This window comes from Streptomyces sp. NPDC058457 (genome assembly GCF_042720695.1).
Lineage (GTDB): Bacteria > Actinomycetota > Actinomycetes > Streptomycetales > Streptomycetaceae > Streptomyces.
Map to the genome: position 1 here is coordinate 102,754 of NZ_JBHXLU010000025.1, position 18,553 is coordinate 121,306.

Below are 18,553 nucleotides of genomic sequence, written 5' to 3' on the forward strand. Positions count from 1 at the left end.
CGGCTCCTTCAGGACCGTCGGGACCGTTGGGCGAGGATGTCGCCGGCCGTGCGGATCATCGCCGCGATGGTCGGAGGCAGCCGTTCCTGGTCGGGGTCGTGGTGCTTGCCCTCGCGGTGCCTGCGCAGGTTGTGGCCCATGATCGCGGCCATCTTGGTGCGGGCCAGGGCGCGGAACCAGTCGAGGGCGGGCGGCTCGGGCCGGCCGTCGAGGTAGACGGTGAGCAGTTCCTCCTCGGTGGGCAGCCCCGGAACCGGGCGGCCGAGGCGGGGGAAGTTGCGGTGGTCGGTGAAGAGGAGGAACCACGCGAGGTCGATGCGCGGATCGCCGTACCCCCAGATCTCCCAGTCGACGACGGCCGTCGGCCGTTCCCCCCGGCACAGGACGTTGCCGAGGCGGAAGTCGCCGTGGGTGAGGGTGGGTGCCGTGCCGTCGGGGATGTGTGCGGCCAGGGTGCTCAGCAGTTCCTCGGCGCCGGGGCGGAGTTCGGGCGGAACCGCCCGCATGGTGCGGCTCCATCGCGCCAACTCCGCGGCCGGCGTCAGAGGTTCGGGATCCGATGGAACGGCTGTCCGATGCAGGTCCCGCAGCACGCCGGCCAGGGCGAGCATGCGGGTCCGGCACAGCCCGGGTTCCAGACCGTGCTCGTCGAGCACCGGCTCGACGGCCTCGCCGTCCACGAACTCCATGGCGAACCAGGCGGGTTCGGTCCGGTCCACGGCCACGACGGCCGGGACGGGCACCGGTGACCCGGCGAGCGTCCGCAGGATCCGGGCCTGCCGCAGCACGTCGTCGCGGCCGACGGCACGCTGTCCAGGGGGCACCGCCTTCACGACGTACGAGACCGCTCCCGCCGTGAGCGAGTAGGTGAGGCCCGAGTGCCCGCCGGGCAGGGTCCGCAGGTCGCCCGGCGTCTCGTGCGGGTGCCGGTCGGCGAGCCGTGCACGGACCCGGCGCCCGAGTTCGGCCACTTCGGTCGTCGTGCTCAACTCCTCGCCCCCTTGGGTTCCTTGGGCAGCCGGAGCACGCGCTCGGCCAGGATGTTGCGCTGGATCTCGTCGCTGCCGCCGGCGATGCGGTAGCCGGGGGCGCCGAGCAGGTGCCCGGTCCAGGCGAACGTGCCCCACTCCCCCGTGTCGGCGGCCAGCCGCGGTCCGAGGAGTTGCTGGACCAGATCGGTGGTGGCGCGCATGGTCGCGGTGGCCTGCAGCTTGCCGACCGAGGCCTCGGCGCCCGGTTCGCGGCCGGCCGCCAGGGCCGCCGTCACCCGTAGTCCGGTGAGCCGTTGGACGAGGCTGCGGACGTACAGGCCGGCCGCCTGCTGCTGTTCTCCGCCGGTGAGCGGACGGGGCAGCTGCCGGGCGAGGTCGAGGGCGCGTTCGGCGTTGTCCAGGCCGAGGCCGCCGGAGTCGAGGCGTTCGGCGGCGAGCACGGTGAGGGTGACCCGCCAGCCCTCGCCGACCGGGCCGAGCCGGTCGGTGTCGGGCACGAAGACGTCGTCGAGATAGACCTCGTTGAAGCTGGCGCCGCCGGTCATCTGGCGGATGGGCCGTACGGTCACGCCCGGTGAGTCCATCCGGACGAGGAAGACCGTGATGCCCGCATGCCTGGGGGCGTCGGGGTCGGTGCGGCAGACGGCGACACCCCAGGTGGCGACCCTCGCGCCGGACGTCCAGATCTTGTGGCCGGTCAGCGTCCAGCCGCCGCCGTCGCGTACGGCCCGGGTGCGGACGGCGGCGAGGTCGGAGCCCGCCTCCGTCTCGGAGAACAGCTGGCAGGCGAGTTCGTCGGTGCGGAGCATGGGACGCAGCCAGCGCCGCTGCTGCTCCTCGGTGCCCCAGATGCGGATCGCGGATGCCACGAGGTGCTGGGTGACCGGGAAGATCTCCGTGCGCCGTGGCACGTCGAAGCCGGCCTCCTCGGCGCGGTACAACTGCTCGTAGTACGCGGGCAGTTCGCGCCCCCCGCACTCCGGGCCCCAGCCGATCGCACCCCAGCCCTGGTCGTACCGGGTGCGTTCCCAGTTCTGTGTCCGCTCGGTGTGGGCGCGTTCCTCGGCCTCGGTCCAGTTCTCGAAGACGGCCACCGAGTCGTCGCCGCTGCCCCACTCCCGGTCTACGGCGCGCGCTGTCGCCGCGCCCTTCAGCCAGCGCCGGGCCTCGGCACGGAACTCCTCGGGGTCGGGTGTGCCGGCCATGGCGGTCCTCCTTTCAACGGGTCAGCACGGTGCAGGCGCTGACGCCGGGCGCCCCGTACACATGGGTGAAGCCGGTCGCCGGATCGCCGGGCACCTGCCGCTCGCCCGCCCGGCCGCGCAACTGCTGGACGACCTCGTGGACCTGGCGCAGCCCGGAGGCGCCGATGGGTTCACCGTTGGCGATGCAGCCGCCGTCGGTGTTGACCGGCAGTGAGCCACCGATGCCGGTCGCCCGGAACGGGATGAGCGACTCCTGGTCGCCGTGTGCGCAGAACCCGCACTCGGCCATGTGCATCACCTCGGCACCGCTCTCGGTGTCCTGCAACTGACACACGTCGATGTCACCGGGGCCCAACCCGGCCTCCTCGAAGGCGAGTCGGGCGGCGTCGGCGGTCACACTGGTCGGTGTCCCGGCCGGCGCCCAGGGGCTGAACACCTCGAAGGAGCCGAACCGCCGGGTCCGTACGACGGCCGCGCGCAACGCCACCGGCGTACCGCCGAGTTCGCGGGCCACCGCCCGACCGCACAGCACCAGGGCGACCGCACCCTGCCCCGGCGAGCAGAACATGTACCGGGTGAGGGGGTCGTTGACCATTCCGGACGCGAGGATCTCGTCGACGCCTAGCGGCTTGCGGCGCCAGGCCCGGGGGTTGAGCGCCCCGTTCGCGTACGCCTTCTCGGCGACGAGGGCGAGCGTGCGCGGGCTGATGCCGTAGTCGTGCATGTAGCGCTGGATCTTCATCGCGAAGAACTGCGTGGTGACCATCAGCCCGTCGCGGCCGTAGGCCTCGTCGAGCCCCCAGTCGGCGGGCCGTGGATCGAAGGCGCCGCGCGGGTGCTTGTCGAAGCCGACGGCGAGGGCCACGTCCGCCGCCCCTGACCGGATCGCGTCGACGGCCGAGACGAGCGCACTGCCGCCGGTCGCGCAGCCGTTGCGCACATTGGTGAACGGCAGGCCGGTCAGACCGAGTTCGGCGACCAGGGTGTCGGCGTTCCCGGCCGCATCGCTGCCGCCGTACGCGGCCCGCACCCGCGACCACGGGAGTCCGGCGTCATGGAGAGCCGCGCGGACGGCCTGCACGGCCAGTTGCCGGCCGCTCGCCTCCGTCCGGGCGAAGGAGGTGATCCCGGCACCGCAGACGAGGACTTCCTCGGCGGTCATACGGCGGCTTCCGTGGCCCTGGGCACCCCGTCCCCCGCCGCGACCGTCATCGTCATGCCGATCTCCGCGTCCTCGGGCCGGATGTCGAGGGCCGCCAGCACCCGGACGCCTTCCGGCAGTTCGACGTAGCCGACGGCGAACGGTGTGAACCCGGCAGCGGGTGGCACGTACGGCGGCGACTTGGGCACGTACCGCTGCACGGTCCAGGTCCACAGCGTGCCCGTGGCGGAGAGCAGGACCGGTTCGGCCGGTCCCCCGCAGCATGGGCACCCGGGGCGGGCCGGGTAGGCGGCCACCGCGCAGCCGACGCACCGGGAGCCGTGCAGCCGGCTCCCGGTCTCCGCCGCGGCGCTCAGCGGCCCTTCCACTGCGGCTCCCGCTTCTCCAGGAAGGCCGCCACGCCCTCCGCCGCGTCCTCGGAGTTGAGCATCACGCCGACGGCGAGGTGCTCCATGACCATCAGGGACTGGATGTCCGCGTCGAGACTCCGGTCGATGGTCATCTTGGTGATCCACATGGTGAACGGGCTCTTGTCGACGAGCTGGTCGGCGAACTCCTCGACGGTGGCGTCGAGTTTGTCCGCGGGCGCCGAGGAGTTGACGAGCCCGAACTCGGCGGCCTCGACCCCGGTGAGCAGCTTGCCGGTGAGCATGAGCTCCTTGGTCTTGCGGACGCCGATCATGCGTGGCACCCGGTAGATCGGCCCCGCTCCGCCGAACAGGGCGCGGCGGATGTGGAAGTCGCCGATCAGGGCGTCGTCCGCGGCGACGGCGAAGTCGCAGGAGATCATCAGCTCGAAGCCACCGGCGGTGACATGCCCTTCGAGGACGGCGATCGACGGGGTCTTCATCGAGTACAGCCGGTCGCAGACCTTGGCCGACAGCACGGCGACGTCGATCGCGTTGGACCTGCCGACGAAGTCGGCCTTGAGGCTGTCCAGGTCGAACCCGGAGCAGAAGGTGCCGCCGCGGCCGCGCAGCACCAACACGCGCAGTTCGGGGTCCGCGTCGACCTCGGTGATGATCTCGTCGAGGCGGTTGAGGATCGGCACGGTCACGCAGTTCTTCTTGTGCGGGCGGTTCAGCCAGACCCGCGCCACATGCCCGTCCCGCTCGAACTGGATCTCGTCTTCGACTGCCATGAGCCCCTCCAAACTGAACTGAATTGAGTTCGATTTTGGGGGCGGTAGATGCCCCTGTCAATGGTCTGGAACGTGACCGGCCGGCGAGTGATCGCGCGTGCTCAGCCGCTGCGACCGGTGAGTCCGAGCAGCCCGGCCAGCCGCAGGGCATGGTCGCCCCCCGTGCCGAACAGCGCCTCGTCGGCCCTGGCCCGACGCACGTAGAGGTGGGCCGGATGCTCCCAGGTGAAGCCGATTCCACCATGGAGCTGCACGTATTCGGTGGTGGCCAGGCGATACGCATGGGTGCAGGCGACCGCCGCGGCGGTCGCGGCGACAGGCAGCTCCGGCCGTCGCACAGCCAGGCAGGCGCTCGCGTACGACGACGCCGAGCGGGCGCCCTCGACCGCGACGAGAAGGTCGGCCAGCCGGTGTTTGATCGCCTGGAACGAGCCGATGGCCCTACCGAACTGAGTTCGATGGGACACATGGTCCAGGGTGGCCTCCAGTGCGTGCGCGCTGCCTCCGACATGCTCGGCGGCCAGCGCCGCCCGTCCGGCGTCCCGTATCGCGGCGGCCGCCGCCGGGGCCTGCCCGGGCTCGCCGACGGGCTCGGCCGCGGCGCCCGCGAAGCGGACGTGCGCCTGGCGGCGGGTGGGGTCGAGCACGCGGCGCGCCGTGCGACGGCAGGTGGCGGCGTCCGGGGCGCAGGCGAACAGTCGCGCGCCGTCCGGGGCGCGGGCGGCGACCAACAGCAGCTCGGCGCCCTCGCCGTCGGGCACGAAGTCCGCCTCGCCGCGCAGCACCCACCCGTCGGGACCGCGCTCGGCGGTCACCTGAGCGGGGTGCAGCACTCCGGCGACGGTGGCCGTGCGGGCGCCGGAGGCGATGCCGGGCAGCCAGCGTTCACAGGCCCGCCGATCACCGCTTGCCAGCAGGGCCTCCCCGGCCAGTACGACGGTCGGCAGCAGCGGCGCGGGGCACAGGACGCGCCCCGTCTCCTCCAGGGCGACGGCGAGTTCGGCGAAGGTGTAACCGGCGCCGCCGTACTCCTCGGGGACGGCGAGGCCGTGCACTCCGATCTCGCCGGCGAGCCTGTCCCACAGCGCCCGGTCGAATCCGCGCGGGCTCGCGGCCTGCTCGCGGACCCGCTCGGACCCGCAGGCATCCCTGAGCACATCCCTGAGAACCGCCCGTAGTTGGCGCTGCTCCACGGTCTCCAGCAGCAGCGCGGGATCGACATCGAGCCGTACCATCCTTACCTCCCTCACACCGTGAACCGGCCACCGTTGGCCAGCAGGACGGCTCCCACGAGATTCGCCGCGTCCTCGCTCGCCAGGAACAGCGCGATGTCGGCGATCTCCTCCGGCGTCGCGTACGGCCGGACCCGCGGGTCGGCGAAGCCCCGTCGGAGCGGCGCGGGCGTGCGCGCCGCCATGCCCGTCTCCGTCGGCCCCGGCGCGACCGTGTTGACGCGCACGCCGAACGCGATCGCCTCCTTGGCGACCGCCTGGCTCAGGGCGTGCGCGCCCGCCTTCGACGCCGCGTAGTGCGGATAGCCGGCCACCGCGTCGAAGGCCGAGGAGGAACCGACGGTGACGACCGCGCCGGACCTGCGGGGCACCATGACGCGCAGTGCGGCGCGCAGCACGTGGAAGGTCCCGTCGAGATTGACCCGCAGCACGCGCCGCCATGCCTCGTCGCCCAGCCGCGCGGTCACCTCGGGCGGCCGGTCGTCGAGCAGCGCCTCGGCGATCCACTCCTTCGCGACAGGGTCGTCGACGCCGGCCGCGTGCACCACCACGTCCAGCCGCCCGTGCTCCCCGGCCGCCTCCGTGAACGCCCGGTCGACCTGCGCACGGTCCGCGACGTCCATGGTCACCGCGTGCGCGCCGGACAGCTCCTTCGTCACGGTCCCGACCGCGGTGCCGTCGATGTCGGCCGCGAAGACCTCGGCGCCCTGCCCGGCGAGCCGCCGGACGACCGCCGCTCCGATGCCGGAGCCCGCACCGGTGACCAGAGCGACCCGTCCGCCGAAGCGTCCGGCCCTCCCGCCACCGCGTTCGTCACCCACAGCGTCACCCCTCTCCCGCTCTATTGAACTGACTTCATTTTTGTTACCGTTTCGGTCATGTCAACAGGCGGGACAAGAGCGGTCCGGCTGACGCGGTGGGGCGGGCCGGCCGTCCTCACCGAGCTGCCGCGCCCCGTGCCCACGGGCGAGGAAGTGCTGGTCCGGGTCGAGGCGGCCGGGCTGTGCCGGTCGGACCTCCACGTCATCGGCAGCCCGCCAGGGGGTCTCCCCTACCGAGTTCCGTTCACCCTCGGGCACGAGGTCGCCGGCCGGGTGGCGGCGCGAGGCCCGCGGGCCGTGGGTCCGGCCGTCGGCGAGCGCGTGGCCGTGTACGGGCCCTGGGGCTGCGGGCGGTGCGCGCACTGCACGTCGGGCGCGGAGAACTACTGCGACCGGCGAACGGCTCTCGACCAGGAGCTGACCGGCACCGGGGCGGGACTGGGCCGCGACGGCGGTATGGCCGACGCACTGCTCGTCCCGTCCGGGCGGCTGCTGGTCCCGGTGGGCGACCTGGACGCGGTCCAGGCGGCGCCGCTGACCGATGCCGGGCTCACCGCGTACCACGCCGTCACCGCCGTGGGGCACGCGCTCGCCGACGGCGTGAGCGTGGTCGTTCTCGGCGTCGGCGGGCTGGGGCACCTCGCGGTGCAGATCCTGCGGGCGACGACGGCCGCGCAGGTGCTGGCCGTGGACGTACGGCAGGAGGCGCTGGCCCTGGCCGACGCCTGCGGCGCGCACTTCGGGACGCTGCTGCGGCCCGACACCGCCCAGGTCCTGCGGGCGCGGACGAGCGGCGCGGGCGCCGTGGCCGTGCTCGACTTCGTCGGCAGCCGCTCCAGCCTGGAGCTCGCCGTCGCCGTGCTGCGGGCGGGCGGGGAGCTGGCAGTGGTCGGCAGCGGGGGCGGCGAACTGACGGTCCGCAAGCCCGGGGCGCTCCCTCCCGGGACGCGGATCTCACTGCCTTTCTGGGGAACCGTGCCCGAACTCGAACGGGTCGTCGCGCTGGCCCGCGAGGGGGCCGTGCGGGTGGAGGTGGAGCGGTTCGCGCTGTCGAGCGCCCTGGAAGCGTTCGAGAGGCTGCGGGCGGGCGCGGTACGGGGGCGCGCCGTCGTCGTTCCCGACTGAGATTTCCCGACCGCGTTCCCGACCGGGTTCCCACCGGGCTTCCGACCGGGTTCCCACCGGGCTTCCGACCGGGTTCCCACCGGGCTTCCGACCGGGCTTCCGACCGAGGCGTCGGCCCGGCCGAAACCGTACCGCCGCAGCGCATCCACACCGACCCCTCGACTACAGAAGTGAGTTCAATTAGCGTCGTGTCTCATTCAGCGACACGAAGGCGGTGGGCTGCCCATGGGTGCGGACACGGTGGATCTGCTGGTGATCGGCGGCGGCATGGCGGGGCTCTCGGCGGCCGCCCGGGTGGCGACCGAGGGCGGCTCGGTGGTGCTGGTGGAGAAGGCGGAACGCGTCGGCGGCTCCGCCCGCTTCGCCGGCTTCATCTGGACCGCCCCGACCGTCGAGGAGTTGCGCCGGGTCAATCCCGACGGCGATCCGGAGCTGGCCGCGGCCCTGGTCGACGGGTTCGCCGACGGTGTGGCCTGGGTTCAGTCGCTCGGCGTGGAGTGCAGGCCGCCGGTGCCCGTTCTCGGCTTCGGCCGCGGGCATCAGGTCGACACCAACCACTACCTCGACACCTGCGAACGACTGGTCCGGGACCGGGGCCAGGAAGTGCTGACCGGCACCTGGACCCGCACGCTCCTGACGGAGAACGGCAGGGTGACGGGGGCCGAGTGCCTGATGCCGGACGGCTCGGCGCGCCGCATCGAGGCCACCTGGACCCTGCTCGCGACCGGCGGCTTCCAGGGCGATCCCGGCCTGCGCGCCCGGCACCTCCACCCGCAGGCCGCGGACGTCGGCCTGCGGGCCAACCCCCACAGCCGTGGCGACGGGCTCGCGCTCGGCCGGGCCGTGGGCGCGGAGTTCGGCCAGAAGGACGCCGGTTTCTACGGCCATCTGATGCCGGCGGACGTCTCCCTCGCCGACTCGGCGCGCTTCGTCGACCTCGCGCTCTACTACAGCGAGCACGCCCTGCTGTTCGACACCACGGGTGAGCGCTTCGTCGACGAGACGGTGGGCGACCACCTCACCGCCATGGCCCTGCTGGACCGGCCGCAGGCCCGCGGTCTGCTGGTCGCGGACGCACGCGTGCACCGGGAGTGGATCAGCGCCTCGTACGTCGAGGGGATCCCGGGCGTCGACAAGTTCCAGCTGTGCCATCGCGCCGGTGCCCGCTGCGCGGTGGCGGACGACCTGGAGGACTTCGCCTCGATGCCCGAGGAGTGGGGGTATCCCGGCGCCGCGATCCGCGACCGCATCGAGGAGTTCAACGCCATCGCGACAGCGGGCGGCGCCCCGGCACCCGAACGGCTGCTGGACTCCCAGCCGTTGGACGAACCGCCCTTCTACGTCATCGAGGCCGCCCCGGCGGTCACGTTCACCTTCGCGGGGCTGCTGATCGACGCCGGGGCCCGCGTCCTGTCGGCGCGGGGCAACGGCGGCGCCGACGGGGACGGTCCGGTCCCGGGGCTGCTCGCGGCAGGCGCGGACGCGGGCGGGCTGTACCGGCGCGCCTACGCGGGCGGCCTCGCCCCCGCCCTGGTCTTCGGGCTGGCGGCGGCTCGTACCGCGCTCGCCGGGAAACCCACGACCGGCGGCCGCTGAGACGGCGCGGGCGGGCTCGGCACAAATCCCGTGCACGAGTCTTGCCCGTCCGGCACCGCAGTGCCTAGCGTACTGAATTGAGTTCACTTTGATTTAACGCCGCCTGCCGTGCCCGTGAATCCCGCACGCATGGCGTGAAACGCGCTCTTCCCCTAGGGAGGGACTGTGAGCCAGTTCCTGCTTGTCCTGGTCAGCGGTGTGGCGAGTGGAGCCGTGTACGGCCTCATGGGCCTCGGGCTGGTCATCATCTACCGGGCCACGGATGTCGTGAACTTCGCGATGGCGTCGCTCGCGACGCTGGGCCTGTATGTCGCGGTCTCGCTCCACGACCGCGGGGTGGCGACGGTGTTCGGCCTCCTCGCCGCGGTCGCGGTCACCGTCGCGGCGGGCCTGCTGGTGCGCGAGACCGTGATCCGGCCGCTGGGTCAGGGACAGCTGTTCTCCGCGCTGGTCGTGACCATGGGAGTCTCGCTGATCGCCGAGAACCTGGCCGGATCGGTCTGGGGCGAACAGCCCCGGGACTTCCCCAGCCTGGTGGACGGCACGGTGCGTTGGTCGGGCGCGGCCCTGCCGGTGCAGAGCCTGGTGACGATCGGTGTCGCCGCGGTGGCGATGGCGCTGGTGGGTTATCTGTTCGCCCGCACCACGCTCGGTTCGGCCATGCGGGCCGTGGCCGAGTCGCCGGGGACGGCGCGGGTCGTCGGCCTCGGCGCCCAGCGTCTCGCCCGGATCTCCTGGGCCCTCGGCCTCGGGCTCGCGGCGCTCGCCGCGTGCCTGTACGCGCCGCGCTCCGGCCTTGCGACCACGGCGCTCACCGCACCGCTGTTCCGGGCCTTCGCCGGGATCTTCCTGGGCGGTCTGACCAGCATGTACGGCGCCGTCATCGGCGGGCTGGCCATCGGTGTCCTGGACAACCTGGCGGCGAACTACGTCTCCGCCAGCTTCCGCGACACGTTCGTGTTCTCGTTCACCGTGCTGGTGCTGCTGATCCGCCCGCAGGGCCTGTTCGGCACCCGCACCTTCCAGCGCGTCTGAGGGGTCGCATCCATGGTCTTCAACCGTTCCGTCCTGGCGAGGGCCGCCCTGGGACCGGCCGCCGGCGCGGTACTCATGGTGTTCATGGCGGCCGGCGCGATCCCGGCGTACCAGATGTACTCGGTGGCGCTGGCGGCCGTGTACACGATCGTGGTGCTGTCGGTCGGTCTGCTCGCCGGCTGGTCCGGCATCTGGTCGGTGGGCCACCCGGCGTTCTTCGCCATCGGCGCCTACTTCGCCGCGTACGGCAGCGCGCACGGCTGGGCCCTGGAGGCGGTGGTCCTGGGGGCGGTCGCGGCCGGCGCCGCCCTGGGCGCCTTCCTCGGATACGCGGGTGCCCGGTTCTCGGTGCTCTACATCGCCCTGCTGACCCTCGCCTTCACCACGGTCATCCTGGAGCTGGTCAACCGGTGGAGCAGCGTGACAGGGGGCGACCAGGGAGTTCCCGTGCTCCAGTTGCGCAGTGCCCTCGGCCTCGGCACGTTCCCGGGCGGCGGCACGCAGGCCCAGTACCTCGCGGTGGGCGCGGCGGCCGTGGTCCTCGCCCTGGCCGTGCCCGCCCGCGCCTCGGCGCTGCGGATGCGGCTGGTGGCCGCCAAGTCCCATCCCATGGCCGCCCGTACGGTCGGTATCGCGCCGGAGGCCCAGTCGTCGCTGTCGTTCGCGGTGAGCGGTGCGTCCACGAGCTTCGCGGGCGTGCTGCTCGGTCTGATCACCGGGTTCGTCAGCCCGGACCCGTTCTCGCTCGCCTTCGGCATCTCCCTGATCGCGGCGTGCGTCCTCGGCGGGGTCGGCTCGGTCCTCGGCGCCGTGGCCGGCGGCGTCTACCTGACCTGGAGCCCCTCGCTCTCCTCCACCGTGGGGATGCCCCAGCCGGTGGTGCAGGGCGTCGTCCTGATCGCGATCCTCCTCTTCCTGCCCGCGGGCGTCGTACCGTCCCTCGCCGGACCGGCGCGACGGGTCCTGAGGCGCGTGCCGCGAAGGCCGGAGGCAGGGCATCCCCCCTCCCCCGAGCGGTCCGTTCCGGTCCCCGAGCCGTCCGCACCGGTCCGCGAACCCGCCCCCGGATCCGAAGGTCCGGCCCTCCTCCACCTGGAGCACGTGTCCGTCTCCTACGGTGGCCTCAAGGCCCTGGAGGATGCCTCGCTGTCCGTGCGGCAGGACGAGATCCTGGCCGTCATCGGGCCCAACGGGGCTGGAAAGACGACGCTGTTGAACGTGCTGTCCGGGCTGACCGGCAGCGGACGTGTGAGCGGGTCGGCCGACTTCGCCGGCCGGCCGCTGCTGAGGGCCAGGGCGACCGCGCGTCGTCGGCTGGGGATCGGCCGTACCTTCCAGCACGCGGAGGTGTTCTCCGAACTCACCGTCGCCGAGAACGTGTTGTGCACCCGCCGCCGTGTCAGGGCCGGCGACCTGGACGCCGTGGCGCAGCTGCTGCACTCCGTGGGCCTGGCGGACGTGGCCGACCGTCACCCCACGGAGCTGCCCTTCGGCCTGCAGAAGCGCCTCGATCTCGCGCGGGCGATGGCCGAAAGGCCGCGGCTGCTGATCCTGGACGAGCCCTTCGGCGGGCTCGACGCGAGCGAACGGGCGTTGCTGGCAGGGCACATCCGCCGTCTCAACGCGGACGGCACCGCCGTGGTCGTCATCGACCATGTCCTCGACGACCTCTTCTCCGTCGCCCACCGGGTGCTCGCGTTCGACTTCGGCCGCACCATCGGCGACGGCACCCCCGACACCGTGCTCCAGGATCCGAAGGTGCGGTCGTCCTATCTGGGAGCGGTCGGCAACCGGGCCCGACTGCCGGACACCGTGGGTGAGCAGAGCCTGATCCGGCTGCGCAGGACAGGTCATGCGTACGGCGGTGTGGTCGCCCTGCGGGACGTGGACCTCGACGTGCGGAAAGGAAGCGTGCTCGGTATCGCGGGGGCCAACGGTGCGGGCAAGAGCACCCTCGCCGGCATCCTGCACGGCTCGCTCCGGCCGGCCCACGGCGCACGGGAGTCGGACGGCGCCGTCCGCACCAGCCTCGCACCCGAAGGCCGCGGACTGTTCAGGACGCTGTCGCTGCGCGAGAACCTGGAGGTCGCGGCGTACGCGGCCGGCATCACCGGGTCGGCGCTGCGCGAACGGCTGGAGGAGACCGTCCAGTGGCTGCCGGTACGGCTGCGGGACCGGATGTCCGTCCCGGCCGCCGGGTTGTCGGGCGGGGAACAGCAGATGCTCGCCATCGCCCGCGCGCTGATCGTCCGGCCGGACGTCCTGATCGTCGACGAACCGGCTCTCGGGCTGGCCCCCGCCCTGGTGGACGAGGTCTACGACCGGCTGACCGGGCTGACCCACGAGGGCCTGACAGTGGTGCTCCTGGAGCAGTCGCTCAGCCGGGCCATGGCCGTCTGCCACGAGGTGGCCGTCCTGCACGAGGGCGTCGTCGCCGCTCGGGGACGGCCGGGCGAGCCGGAGTTCGCGGCCCTGGCGGAATCGGCGTATTTCAGCGGCGGCCCGGTGCCCGCCACGACCGCGGCGGCCACCGCCCGGACCTCCCGAGTGAAGTGAATCCCGTTGAGAACGTTGTGAACGAGGTGGACCGTGTTCCGGACAATCAGCAGATTCCGCCGCGTGGCGGGAACGACAGCCGTACTCGCCGCGATGGCGCTGACCGCAAGCGCGTGCGCCGGTCAGGACTCGGCGTCGGCGGGCAGCAACTCCTCCGAGATCCACATCGGCGCGTGGCTGCCCCTCACGGGCTCCACCGCCACGTACGGCGTGGCCGAGAAGGTGGGTGCCGACGCGTACTTCAAGATGCTCAACGCCCAAGGGGGCATCAACGGCCGCAAGGTCGAGTGGACCGTCAAGGACAACGCGGCCGATCCGCAGCAGACCGTGCAGATCGCCCGTGAACTCGTCGGCCAGGACAAGGTCGTGGCCATCGTCAACGCGAACGGCACCTCCCAGGCGGAGGCAGCCTTCCCGTTCGTCCTCAACCAGTCCAAGGTGCCGGTCCTCAACGAGGTGGGCGGCGCCGAGAACTGGTACAAGCCGCCGCGCGCCGGCCTGTTCGGCACCCAGACCCTCTACGAGGACCAGGCCGCGGCGGTCGCCGCGTGGGCGGTGCAGGACGGCGCGAGGAAGATCCTCGTCGTGCACAGCGACCCGGCCGCGTTCGTGAACGTCGCCGAGCAGGTGGCGCCCGTCGCGAAGAAGCTGGACCCCTCCGTCGAGGTCGACCGGCTGCCGGTCAAGTACCAGACCACCGACTACACCCCGGTGATCAGCAAGGTGAAGTCGGCGAAGCCACAGGCGGTCATCCTGATCCTCACCTCGCCCGAGGCGGCCGCCTTCCTCAAGGAGGCCAAGCTGCAGGGCCTCTCCCTGCCCACCTATGCCTACGCCCCGGTGGCAGCGGAGTCGACGATCGCCCTGGCCAAGGACGCCGCCGAGGGACTCAAGGCCGTCCAGCTGGTCAAGGCGCCCTCGGACGACGACCCCGCGGTGAAGGAGTACCGGACCGCCATGGCCAAGTACGAGCCCGGCCAGACCGCCGGCTTCCTCGCCCTGTGGGGCTGGAGCAACGCCAAGGTCTTCGCCGAGATCGCGAAGACGGTCAAGGGCCCCGTCACGGCCCGGTCCCTCACCGCGGCGTACCAGAAGGCGACGAAGGTGGACCCGGGAGTGTCGCCGGTCATGAGCTTCAGCGCGAGCAACCACCTGGGCACGCGCAGCGTGCAGAAGGTGGAGGTGAAAAACGGCGTCTGGACCTCCGTCGGCGACTTCTACACACCCCCGGCACGCGGCTGACCGCCCGCCTCGACAGGGGTCGAGCGCGGATCAACTTCGTTGCGGTGAAGGGGCGTTGACAGTCGCCGGGAACGGCGCAACGGTGAGGGTTCGCCTGCGCCCCGAGACCGGAGGTCGTCCCTTGGCCGGTTCGTCAGCATCTCGATCGGACACCGAACTCGTCGAACGCGTACGCGAGCTCCGGCCGCTCATCCGCGCGCACGCCCTGCGCGCGGAGCAGCGGCGACGGGTGACGGGCGAGGTCGTCGAGGCTCTCACGGGCGCCGGGATCCACCGTATGAACGTCCCCCGCCACTACGGGGGCCACCAGACCTCGTTGCGGACTCAGGTCGACGCGCTGAGCGAGGTGTCCGCCGCGTGCGGGTCGGCCGGGTTCATGGCGCTGATCCAGGCCGGGTGTGCGTTCATCGCGGCCCTGTTCCCCGACGAGGCTCAGGACGAGATCTTCACCGGACCCGATGTACGGGTCGGTGGCACGCTCATCCCGGGCTCGAAAGCCGTTGCGGTGGACGGCGGTTATGTGGTGAGCGGGAACTCTCCCTTCGCGACCGGCTGTCAGGACGCCGACTGGCATCTGCTCACCGCGCTGGCGGACACGGGGGACGGCCCGCCGGAGATGCTGTGGCTGGCGGTCCCCATGGCGGACCTCAAGGTGCTGGACGACTGGGACGTCTCCGGTCTGGCCGGAAGCGGCAGCAACACCGTCATCGCCCAGGACGTTCACGTGCCCGCCCGTCGCGTCCTGCCGATAGGGCCGTTGCTGGCGGGCTCGTTTCCGTCGCAGCGCAACAGCGCCGACCCCTTCTACCGCATGCCGGTGCTCCTGTTGTTCTGCGCCTGGACGGCCGCGAACGCCCTAGGTCTGGCACGGGCGGCTCTGACGGAGTTCGGCGAGCGCATCCATCAGCGGGGCATCACGTACACCTTCTACGAGCGCCAGCACGAAGCCCCGGTGACGCATCTCCAGTTCGCCGAGGCCTCGATGAAGATCTCCTCCGCGGAACTGCTCGCCGCCGACTTCGTGGCGCTGATCGAATCCAAGGCGGCCGGCGGGGAGCCGTACACGACGCAGGAGCGGGCCCGGATCAGGGCGCAGTGCGGGTATCTGGTGCGGATGTGCAAGGAGGCCGCCGACCTGGTCGGGTCCGCTTCGGGCGCCTCGTCCCTGCACCGGGAGGTGCCCCTCCAGCGGATCGTGCGGGACCTGAACGCCCTGAGCCTGCACTCGTTCGTCAACCCGACCGCCAACCTGGAGCTGTACGGCAGGGTGCTGTCGGGACTCGACGCCGGGACGCCGTTCCTCTAGCTTCCGGAGCCTCGTGTCGGTCTTCCGGCCGCTTCCCGGACCACCCGGACCAGCCGCAAACGGTTAGGGTGGCGATCAGAGGCTGGGGGGCGGAGACGACGGGGGGCTCGCGTTGGATCGCCTGGCAGGAACGGACCTGGAAGCCGGCCAGGGCCAGTTGGCGGCGCGCGCGGTGCTGCCCCCGTCGCTGCGCGCGTGGCTCGGGCTGATCGCAGCGCTCGCCGCGTCGGTGGTCGTCGTGCTCGGGGTCCTGTACGCCGGTCGCGGCGGGCCCGGCAGGGTGGACAGCTGGATCATCCCGCCGACGGCGGACAGCGTGCGGCCGCCCTGGCGGAACGTCGCTCTGGTCCTGGACTTCCTGGGGGAACCCGCGGGATCGGTGATGGTGATCGCGGCCGGCGTGGCGGGCTGCCTGCTGCTTCGGCGTCCCCGCGCAGCGGTGCTCGTGGTGGCCGGCGCCGGCCTGACCGTGGGGACGACCACGCTGCTCAAGCACCTGGTGGGACGCACCATCCACGGCGCCGGCAACCTGTCCTACCCGAGCGGGCACACCGCCTTCTTCACCGCGCTCGCCCTCATGGCGGCGCTGGTCGCGACCGGTCGGCTCGGCCTCGGCAGGACGGCCGGCACGTCCCTCGTGCTCGCCGCGGCGCTGGTCGCCGGCGCCACCATGGGCTGGGCGGAGGTCGGCCTGGGCGCGCACTACCCGACCGATGCCCTCGGTGGCTGGTGCACCGCGCTGGCGGTGATCCCGGCGACCGCGTGGCTGGTCGACCATCTGGCCGACCGGATGGCCGACCAGATCACCGATGCAGGGCGGCGGGAGCGCCGCTGACGTCACGTCACGCCAGGCGGCGGAACACGGGCTTCACCGCCCGCCCCGCCAGCCAGGGGGTGGGGTCGTCGGCGTCCAGTGCCTGCCGGTACACCGCACATGCCTCGGCCACCACGTCGACGGTGCGGTCGATGTCCGCGTCGTCGAGTGCGCTGCTCACCACGAACGACGGGGCGAGCACCCCGCCCTCGAGGAGCCGGCGCAGGAACAGGGTGCGGTACCGCTGCGACGGCTGCAGGTTTCCGTCGAGGGTGGCGAAGACCAGGTTGCTGGCCCGGCCCCGGACGACGACGTGGTCGCCGACGCCCGTGGCGGCCGCGGCGTCGCGGACACCGGCGGCCAGCCGCTCACCGAGGGCGTGCAGCCGCGCGGTGACGCCCTCCTCGACGTAGGTGGTCTGCACGGCCATCGCGGCCGCCAGGGAGTGCGTCTCCGCACCGTGCGTGGTGGACAGCAGGAACACCCGGTCACCGGAATCGCGCAGTCCGCCCCGTTCCATCAGGCTGCGGCGCCCGGCCAGCGCGGAGACGGCGAATCCGTTGCCGAGCGCCTTGCCGAACGTGGAGAGGTCGGGGACGACGCCGTACAGGCCCTGGGCGCCCGCCTCGGACCAGCGGAAGCCGGTGATCATCTCGTCGAAGACCAGTACGCAGCCGTGCCGGTCGGCCAGCTCGCGCAAGCCGGCGAGGTAGCCGGGCGGCGGCTCGGTGTGGGTGGCGGGTTCCAGGATCAGGCAGGCGATCTCTTCCGGGTACCGGGTGAGCAGTTCCTCCGTGGCGGCCAGGTCTCCGTAGGGGAAGGACACGGTGAGCTCGTTGGTCGCCGCCGGGATGCCGGCGGACATCGGTGTCGTGCCGATGAACCAGTCGTCGACGGAGAAGAACGGATGGTCGGCGCAGATGGCCACCCGCGGGCGGCCGGTGGCGGCGCGGGCGAGGCGCACCGCGGCGGTGGTGGCGTCGGAGCCGTTCTTCGCGAACTTCACCATCTCAGCCGTCGGCACGGTGGCCAGGAAGCGTTCCGCGGCCTCGACCTCCACGATGGACGGCCGGACGAAGTTGCTGCCGCGGCCGAGTTCCCGCCGTACCGCCTCGACCACGCGCGGGTGGGCGTGGCCGAGGCTGACCGACCGCAGGCCGGAGCCGTACTCGATGTATCGGTTGCCGTCGACGTCCCACACGTGGGCACCGCTGCCGTGGCTGATGACCGGGGCCAGGTTCTCGGGGTACTGGTCGTCGCCCTTGGCGTAGGTGTGAGCGCCCCCGGGGATCAAGGCGTGCAGCCGCTCGTTGGCTGTCCGCGACAGGGGCAGGTGAAGCTCTTCGGTGTCCACGGGGACCTCAGCTTTCTCTGTGCTTCAGGACCTGGGCGAGGCTCGGCGCCTCCCGGTCCCGTCGGGACATCAGGGCGACCGGCAGCGGCCACGGAATGGCGAGCTCCGGGTCGTCGAAGGCGATGGTCACGTCCTCGGCCGGATCGTGCGGGCGGTCGATGCGGTACGAGGTGTCGGCGGTGTCGGTCAGTGCCTGAAAACCGTGCGCGCATCCCGCGGGAATGTAAAGAGTTGGTTGTGTTTCTCCGGACAGTTCGAAGGAGGCCCAGTTGCGGTAGGTCGGCGAGTCCGGCCGCAGGTCCACGACGACGTCGAAGATCCGCCCGTACGAGCACCGCACCAGCTTGGCCTCGCCGGCGCCGGAGCGCAGGTGCAGGCCGCGCAGCACGCCCCGGACCGAGCGCGACACGCTGTCCTGGACGAAGGCGTGCGGGTCGAGGCCCACCGAGCGGACCACGTCGGCGTCGAAGGTGCGGCAGAAGAAGCCGCGCTCGTCGGCGTACGGGGTCGGCTCGAACAGAAACGCGCCCGCGATCTCCGGGACTTCGGTCGCTTTCATGGAGACTCCTGCCGAGCGTGGGCGTGGGTGTGGTCGGGCGCCGGGAACAGGGCGGCGGTCAACGCGGTGAACTGGTGGTCGAGTTGCCGGGCCGCGTCCAGGTTCCGCTCGGCGAGCGTCTGCCGCAGCTCGGCCGATCGCTTCTCCAGCGCACGGAACTGTTCGAGCAGCCGGTCGGCGTCGACCTCGCGCGCCGGGTGGCAGTACGCGCCGAGGCCCATCCGGGCCATGAGGGCGTCGCTCTTCGCCGCGTAGCTGAGGGCGAGCACCGGTGTGCCGGTCTTCAGCGCGCAGATCAGGTTGTGGTAGCGGACCGCCACCACGGTGTCGGCGGCCGCCATCTCCTTCATCAGGTCGGCCAGTGAGGCCGGTTCGGCGGCGGTGACCAGCGGTGAGTCCACCGCGTCGAGGCA

General features: G+C 72.3%; 17 protein-coding genes. 7 read left to right on the forward strand and 10 right to left on the reverse strand.

Annotation, left to right across the window (positions count from 1 at the left end):
• Positions 1-8: 8 nt before the first annotated feature.
• From ACFWPS_RS21385 to ACFWPS_RS21415, 7 genes are all read right to left on the reverse strand, one after another.
• On the reverse strand, positions 9-989 hold the full coding sequence (locus ACFWPS_RS21385; RefSeq protein WP_383707360.1) for a phosphotransferase family protein: 981 nt from the start codon (positions 987-989) through the stop codon (positions 9-11).
• Complete coding sequence (locus ACFWPS_RS21390; RefSeq protein ID WP_383707362.1) at positions 986-2,197, reverse strand: acyl-CoA dehydrogenase family protein; 1,212 nt, start codon at positions 2,195-2,197, stop codon at positions 986-988. The genes ACFWPS_RS21385 and ACFWPS_RS21390 overlap by 4 nt, the downstream gene beginning before the upstream one ends.
• Positions 2,198-2,210: 13 nt before the next feature.
• Entirely contained in the window at positions 2,211-3,359 is a 1,149-nt protein-coding gene (locus tag ACFWPS_RS21395) for a thiolase family protein (RefSeq protein WP_383707364.1), read from the reverse strand.
• Positions 3,356-3,727, reverse strand: coding sequence for a Zn-ribbon domain-containing OB-fold protein (locus ACFWPS_RS21400; RefSeq protein ID WP_383707366.1), 372 nt, complete (start codon positions 3,725-3,727; stop codon positions 3,356-3,358). The genes ACFWPS_RS21395 and ACFWPS_RS21400 overlap by 4 nt, the downstream gene beginning before the upstream one ends.
• The gene (locus tag ACFWPS_RS21405; RefSeq protein WP_383707368.1) at positions 3,712-4,500 is read right to left on the reverse strand and encodes an enoyl-CoA hydratase/isomerase family protein; all 789 of its coding nucleotides are present in this window, start codon (positions 4,498-4,500) and stop codon (positions 3,712-3,714) included. Before ACFWPS_RS21405 ends, ACFWPS_RS21400 begins: the two co-directional genes overlap by 16 nt.
• A 101-nt stretch (positions 4,501-4,601) precedes the next feature.
• The gene (locus ACFWPS_RS21410) at positions 4,602-5,735 is read right to left on the reverse strand and encodes an acyl-CoA dehydrogenase family protein (RefSeq protein WP_383707370.1); all 1,134 of its coding nucleotides are present in this window, start codon (positions 5,733-5,735) and stop codon (positions 4,602-4,604) included.
• Positions 5,736-5,746: 11 nt separating this feature from the next.
• Positions 5,747-6,553, reverse strand: coding sequence for an SDR family NAD(P)-dependent oxidoreductase (locus tag ACFWPS_RS21415; RefSeq protein WP_383707372.1), 807 nt, complete (start codon positions 6,551-6,553; stop codon positions 5,747-5,749).
• Positions 6,554-6,610: 57 nt separating this feature from the next.
• On the opposite strand from ACFWPS_RS21415, the gene ACFWPS_RS21420 reads away from it, so the two are divergent.
• The 7 genes from ACFWPS_RS21420 to ACFWPS_RS21450 all read left to right on the forward strand — a co-directional run bounded on the left by ACFWPS_RS21420 (position 6,611) and on the right by ACFWPS_RS21450 (position 16,248).
• Entirely contained in the window at positions 6,611-7,678 is a 1,068-nt protein-coding gene (locus tag ACFWPS_RS21420; RefSeq protein ID WP_383707374.1) for an alcohol dehydrogenase catalytic domain-containing protein, read from the forward strand.
• A gap of 225 nt (positions 7,679-7,903) precedes the next feature.
• The gene (locus ACFWPS_RS21425) at positions 7,904-9,274 is read left to right on the forward strand and encodes an FAD-dependent oxidoreductase (protein ID WP_383707376.1); all 1,371 of its coding nucleotides are present in this window, start codon (positions 7,904-7,906) and stop codon (positions 9,272-9,274) included.
• Positions 9,275-9,439: 165 nt separating this feature from the next.
• Positions 9,440-10,309 carry a branched-chain amino acid ABC transporter permease gene (locus tag ACFWPS_RS21430; protein WP_383707378.1) on the forward strand — a complete coding sequence of 290 codons (870 nt, stop codon included), beginning with the start codon at positions 9,440-9,442 and terminating at the stop codon, positions 10,307-10,309.
• A 12-nt stretch (positions 10,310-10,321) separates the two neighbouring features.
• On the forward strand, positions 10,322-12,865 hold the full coding sequence (locus tag ACFWPS_RS21435; RefSeq protein WP_383707380.1) for an ATP-binding cassette domain-containing protein: 2,544 nt from the start codon (positions 10,322-10,324) through the stop codon (positions 12,863-12,865).
• Positions 12,866-12,928: 63 nt separating this feature from the next.
• A complete protein-coding gene (locus tag ACFWPS_RS21440; RefSeq protein ID WP_383707382.1) occupies positions 12,929-14,107 on the forward strand; it encodes an ABC transporter substrate-binding protein in 1,179 nt (392 codons plus the stop codon).
• 121 nt (positions 14,108-14,228) lie between these two features.
• A complete protein-coding gene (locus ACFWPS_RS21445; protein ID WP_383707384.1) occupies positions 14,229-15,413 on the forward strand; it encodes a flavin-dependent monooxygenase in 1,185 nt (394 codons plus the stop codon).
• Positions 15,414-15,525: 112 nt separating this feature from the next.
• Positions 15,526-16,248 (forward strand): phosphatase PAP2 family protein, encoded by a 723-nt coding sequence (locus tag ACFWPS_RS21450; RefSeq protein ID WP_383707386.1) that lies wholly within the window; start codon positions 15,526-15,528, stop codon positions 16,246-16,248.
• Between the two features lie 7 nt (positions 16,249-16,255).
• Here the strand turns inward: ACFWPS_RS21450 and ACFWPS_RS21455 are convergent, their stop codons facing one another.
• From ACFWPS_RS21455 to ACFWPS_RS21465, 3 genes are all read right to left on the reverse strand, one after another.
• The gene (locus ACFWPS_RS21455; RefSeq protein WP_383707388.1) at positions 16,256-17,581 is read right to left on the reverse strand and encodes a glutamate-1-semialdehyde 2,1-aminomutase; all 1,326 of its coding nucleotides are present in this window, start codon (positions 17,579-17,581) and stop codon (positions 16,256-16,258) included.
• Positions 17,582-17,588: 7 nt separating this feature from the next.
• Complete coding sequence (gene rfbC / locus ACFWPS_RS21460) at positions 17,589-18,140, reverse strand: dTDP-4-dehydrorhamnose 3,5-epimerase (protein ID WP_383707390.1); 552 nt, start codon at positions 18,138-18,140, stop codon at positions 17,589-17,591.
• Positions 18,137-18,553: polysaccharide pyruvyl transferase family protein (locus ACFWPS_RS21465; protein WP_383707392.1), on the reverse strand; the 417-nt coding region annotated here is incomplete at its 5' end. The genes rfbC and ACFWPS_RS21465, both read right to left, overlap by 4 nt.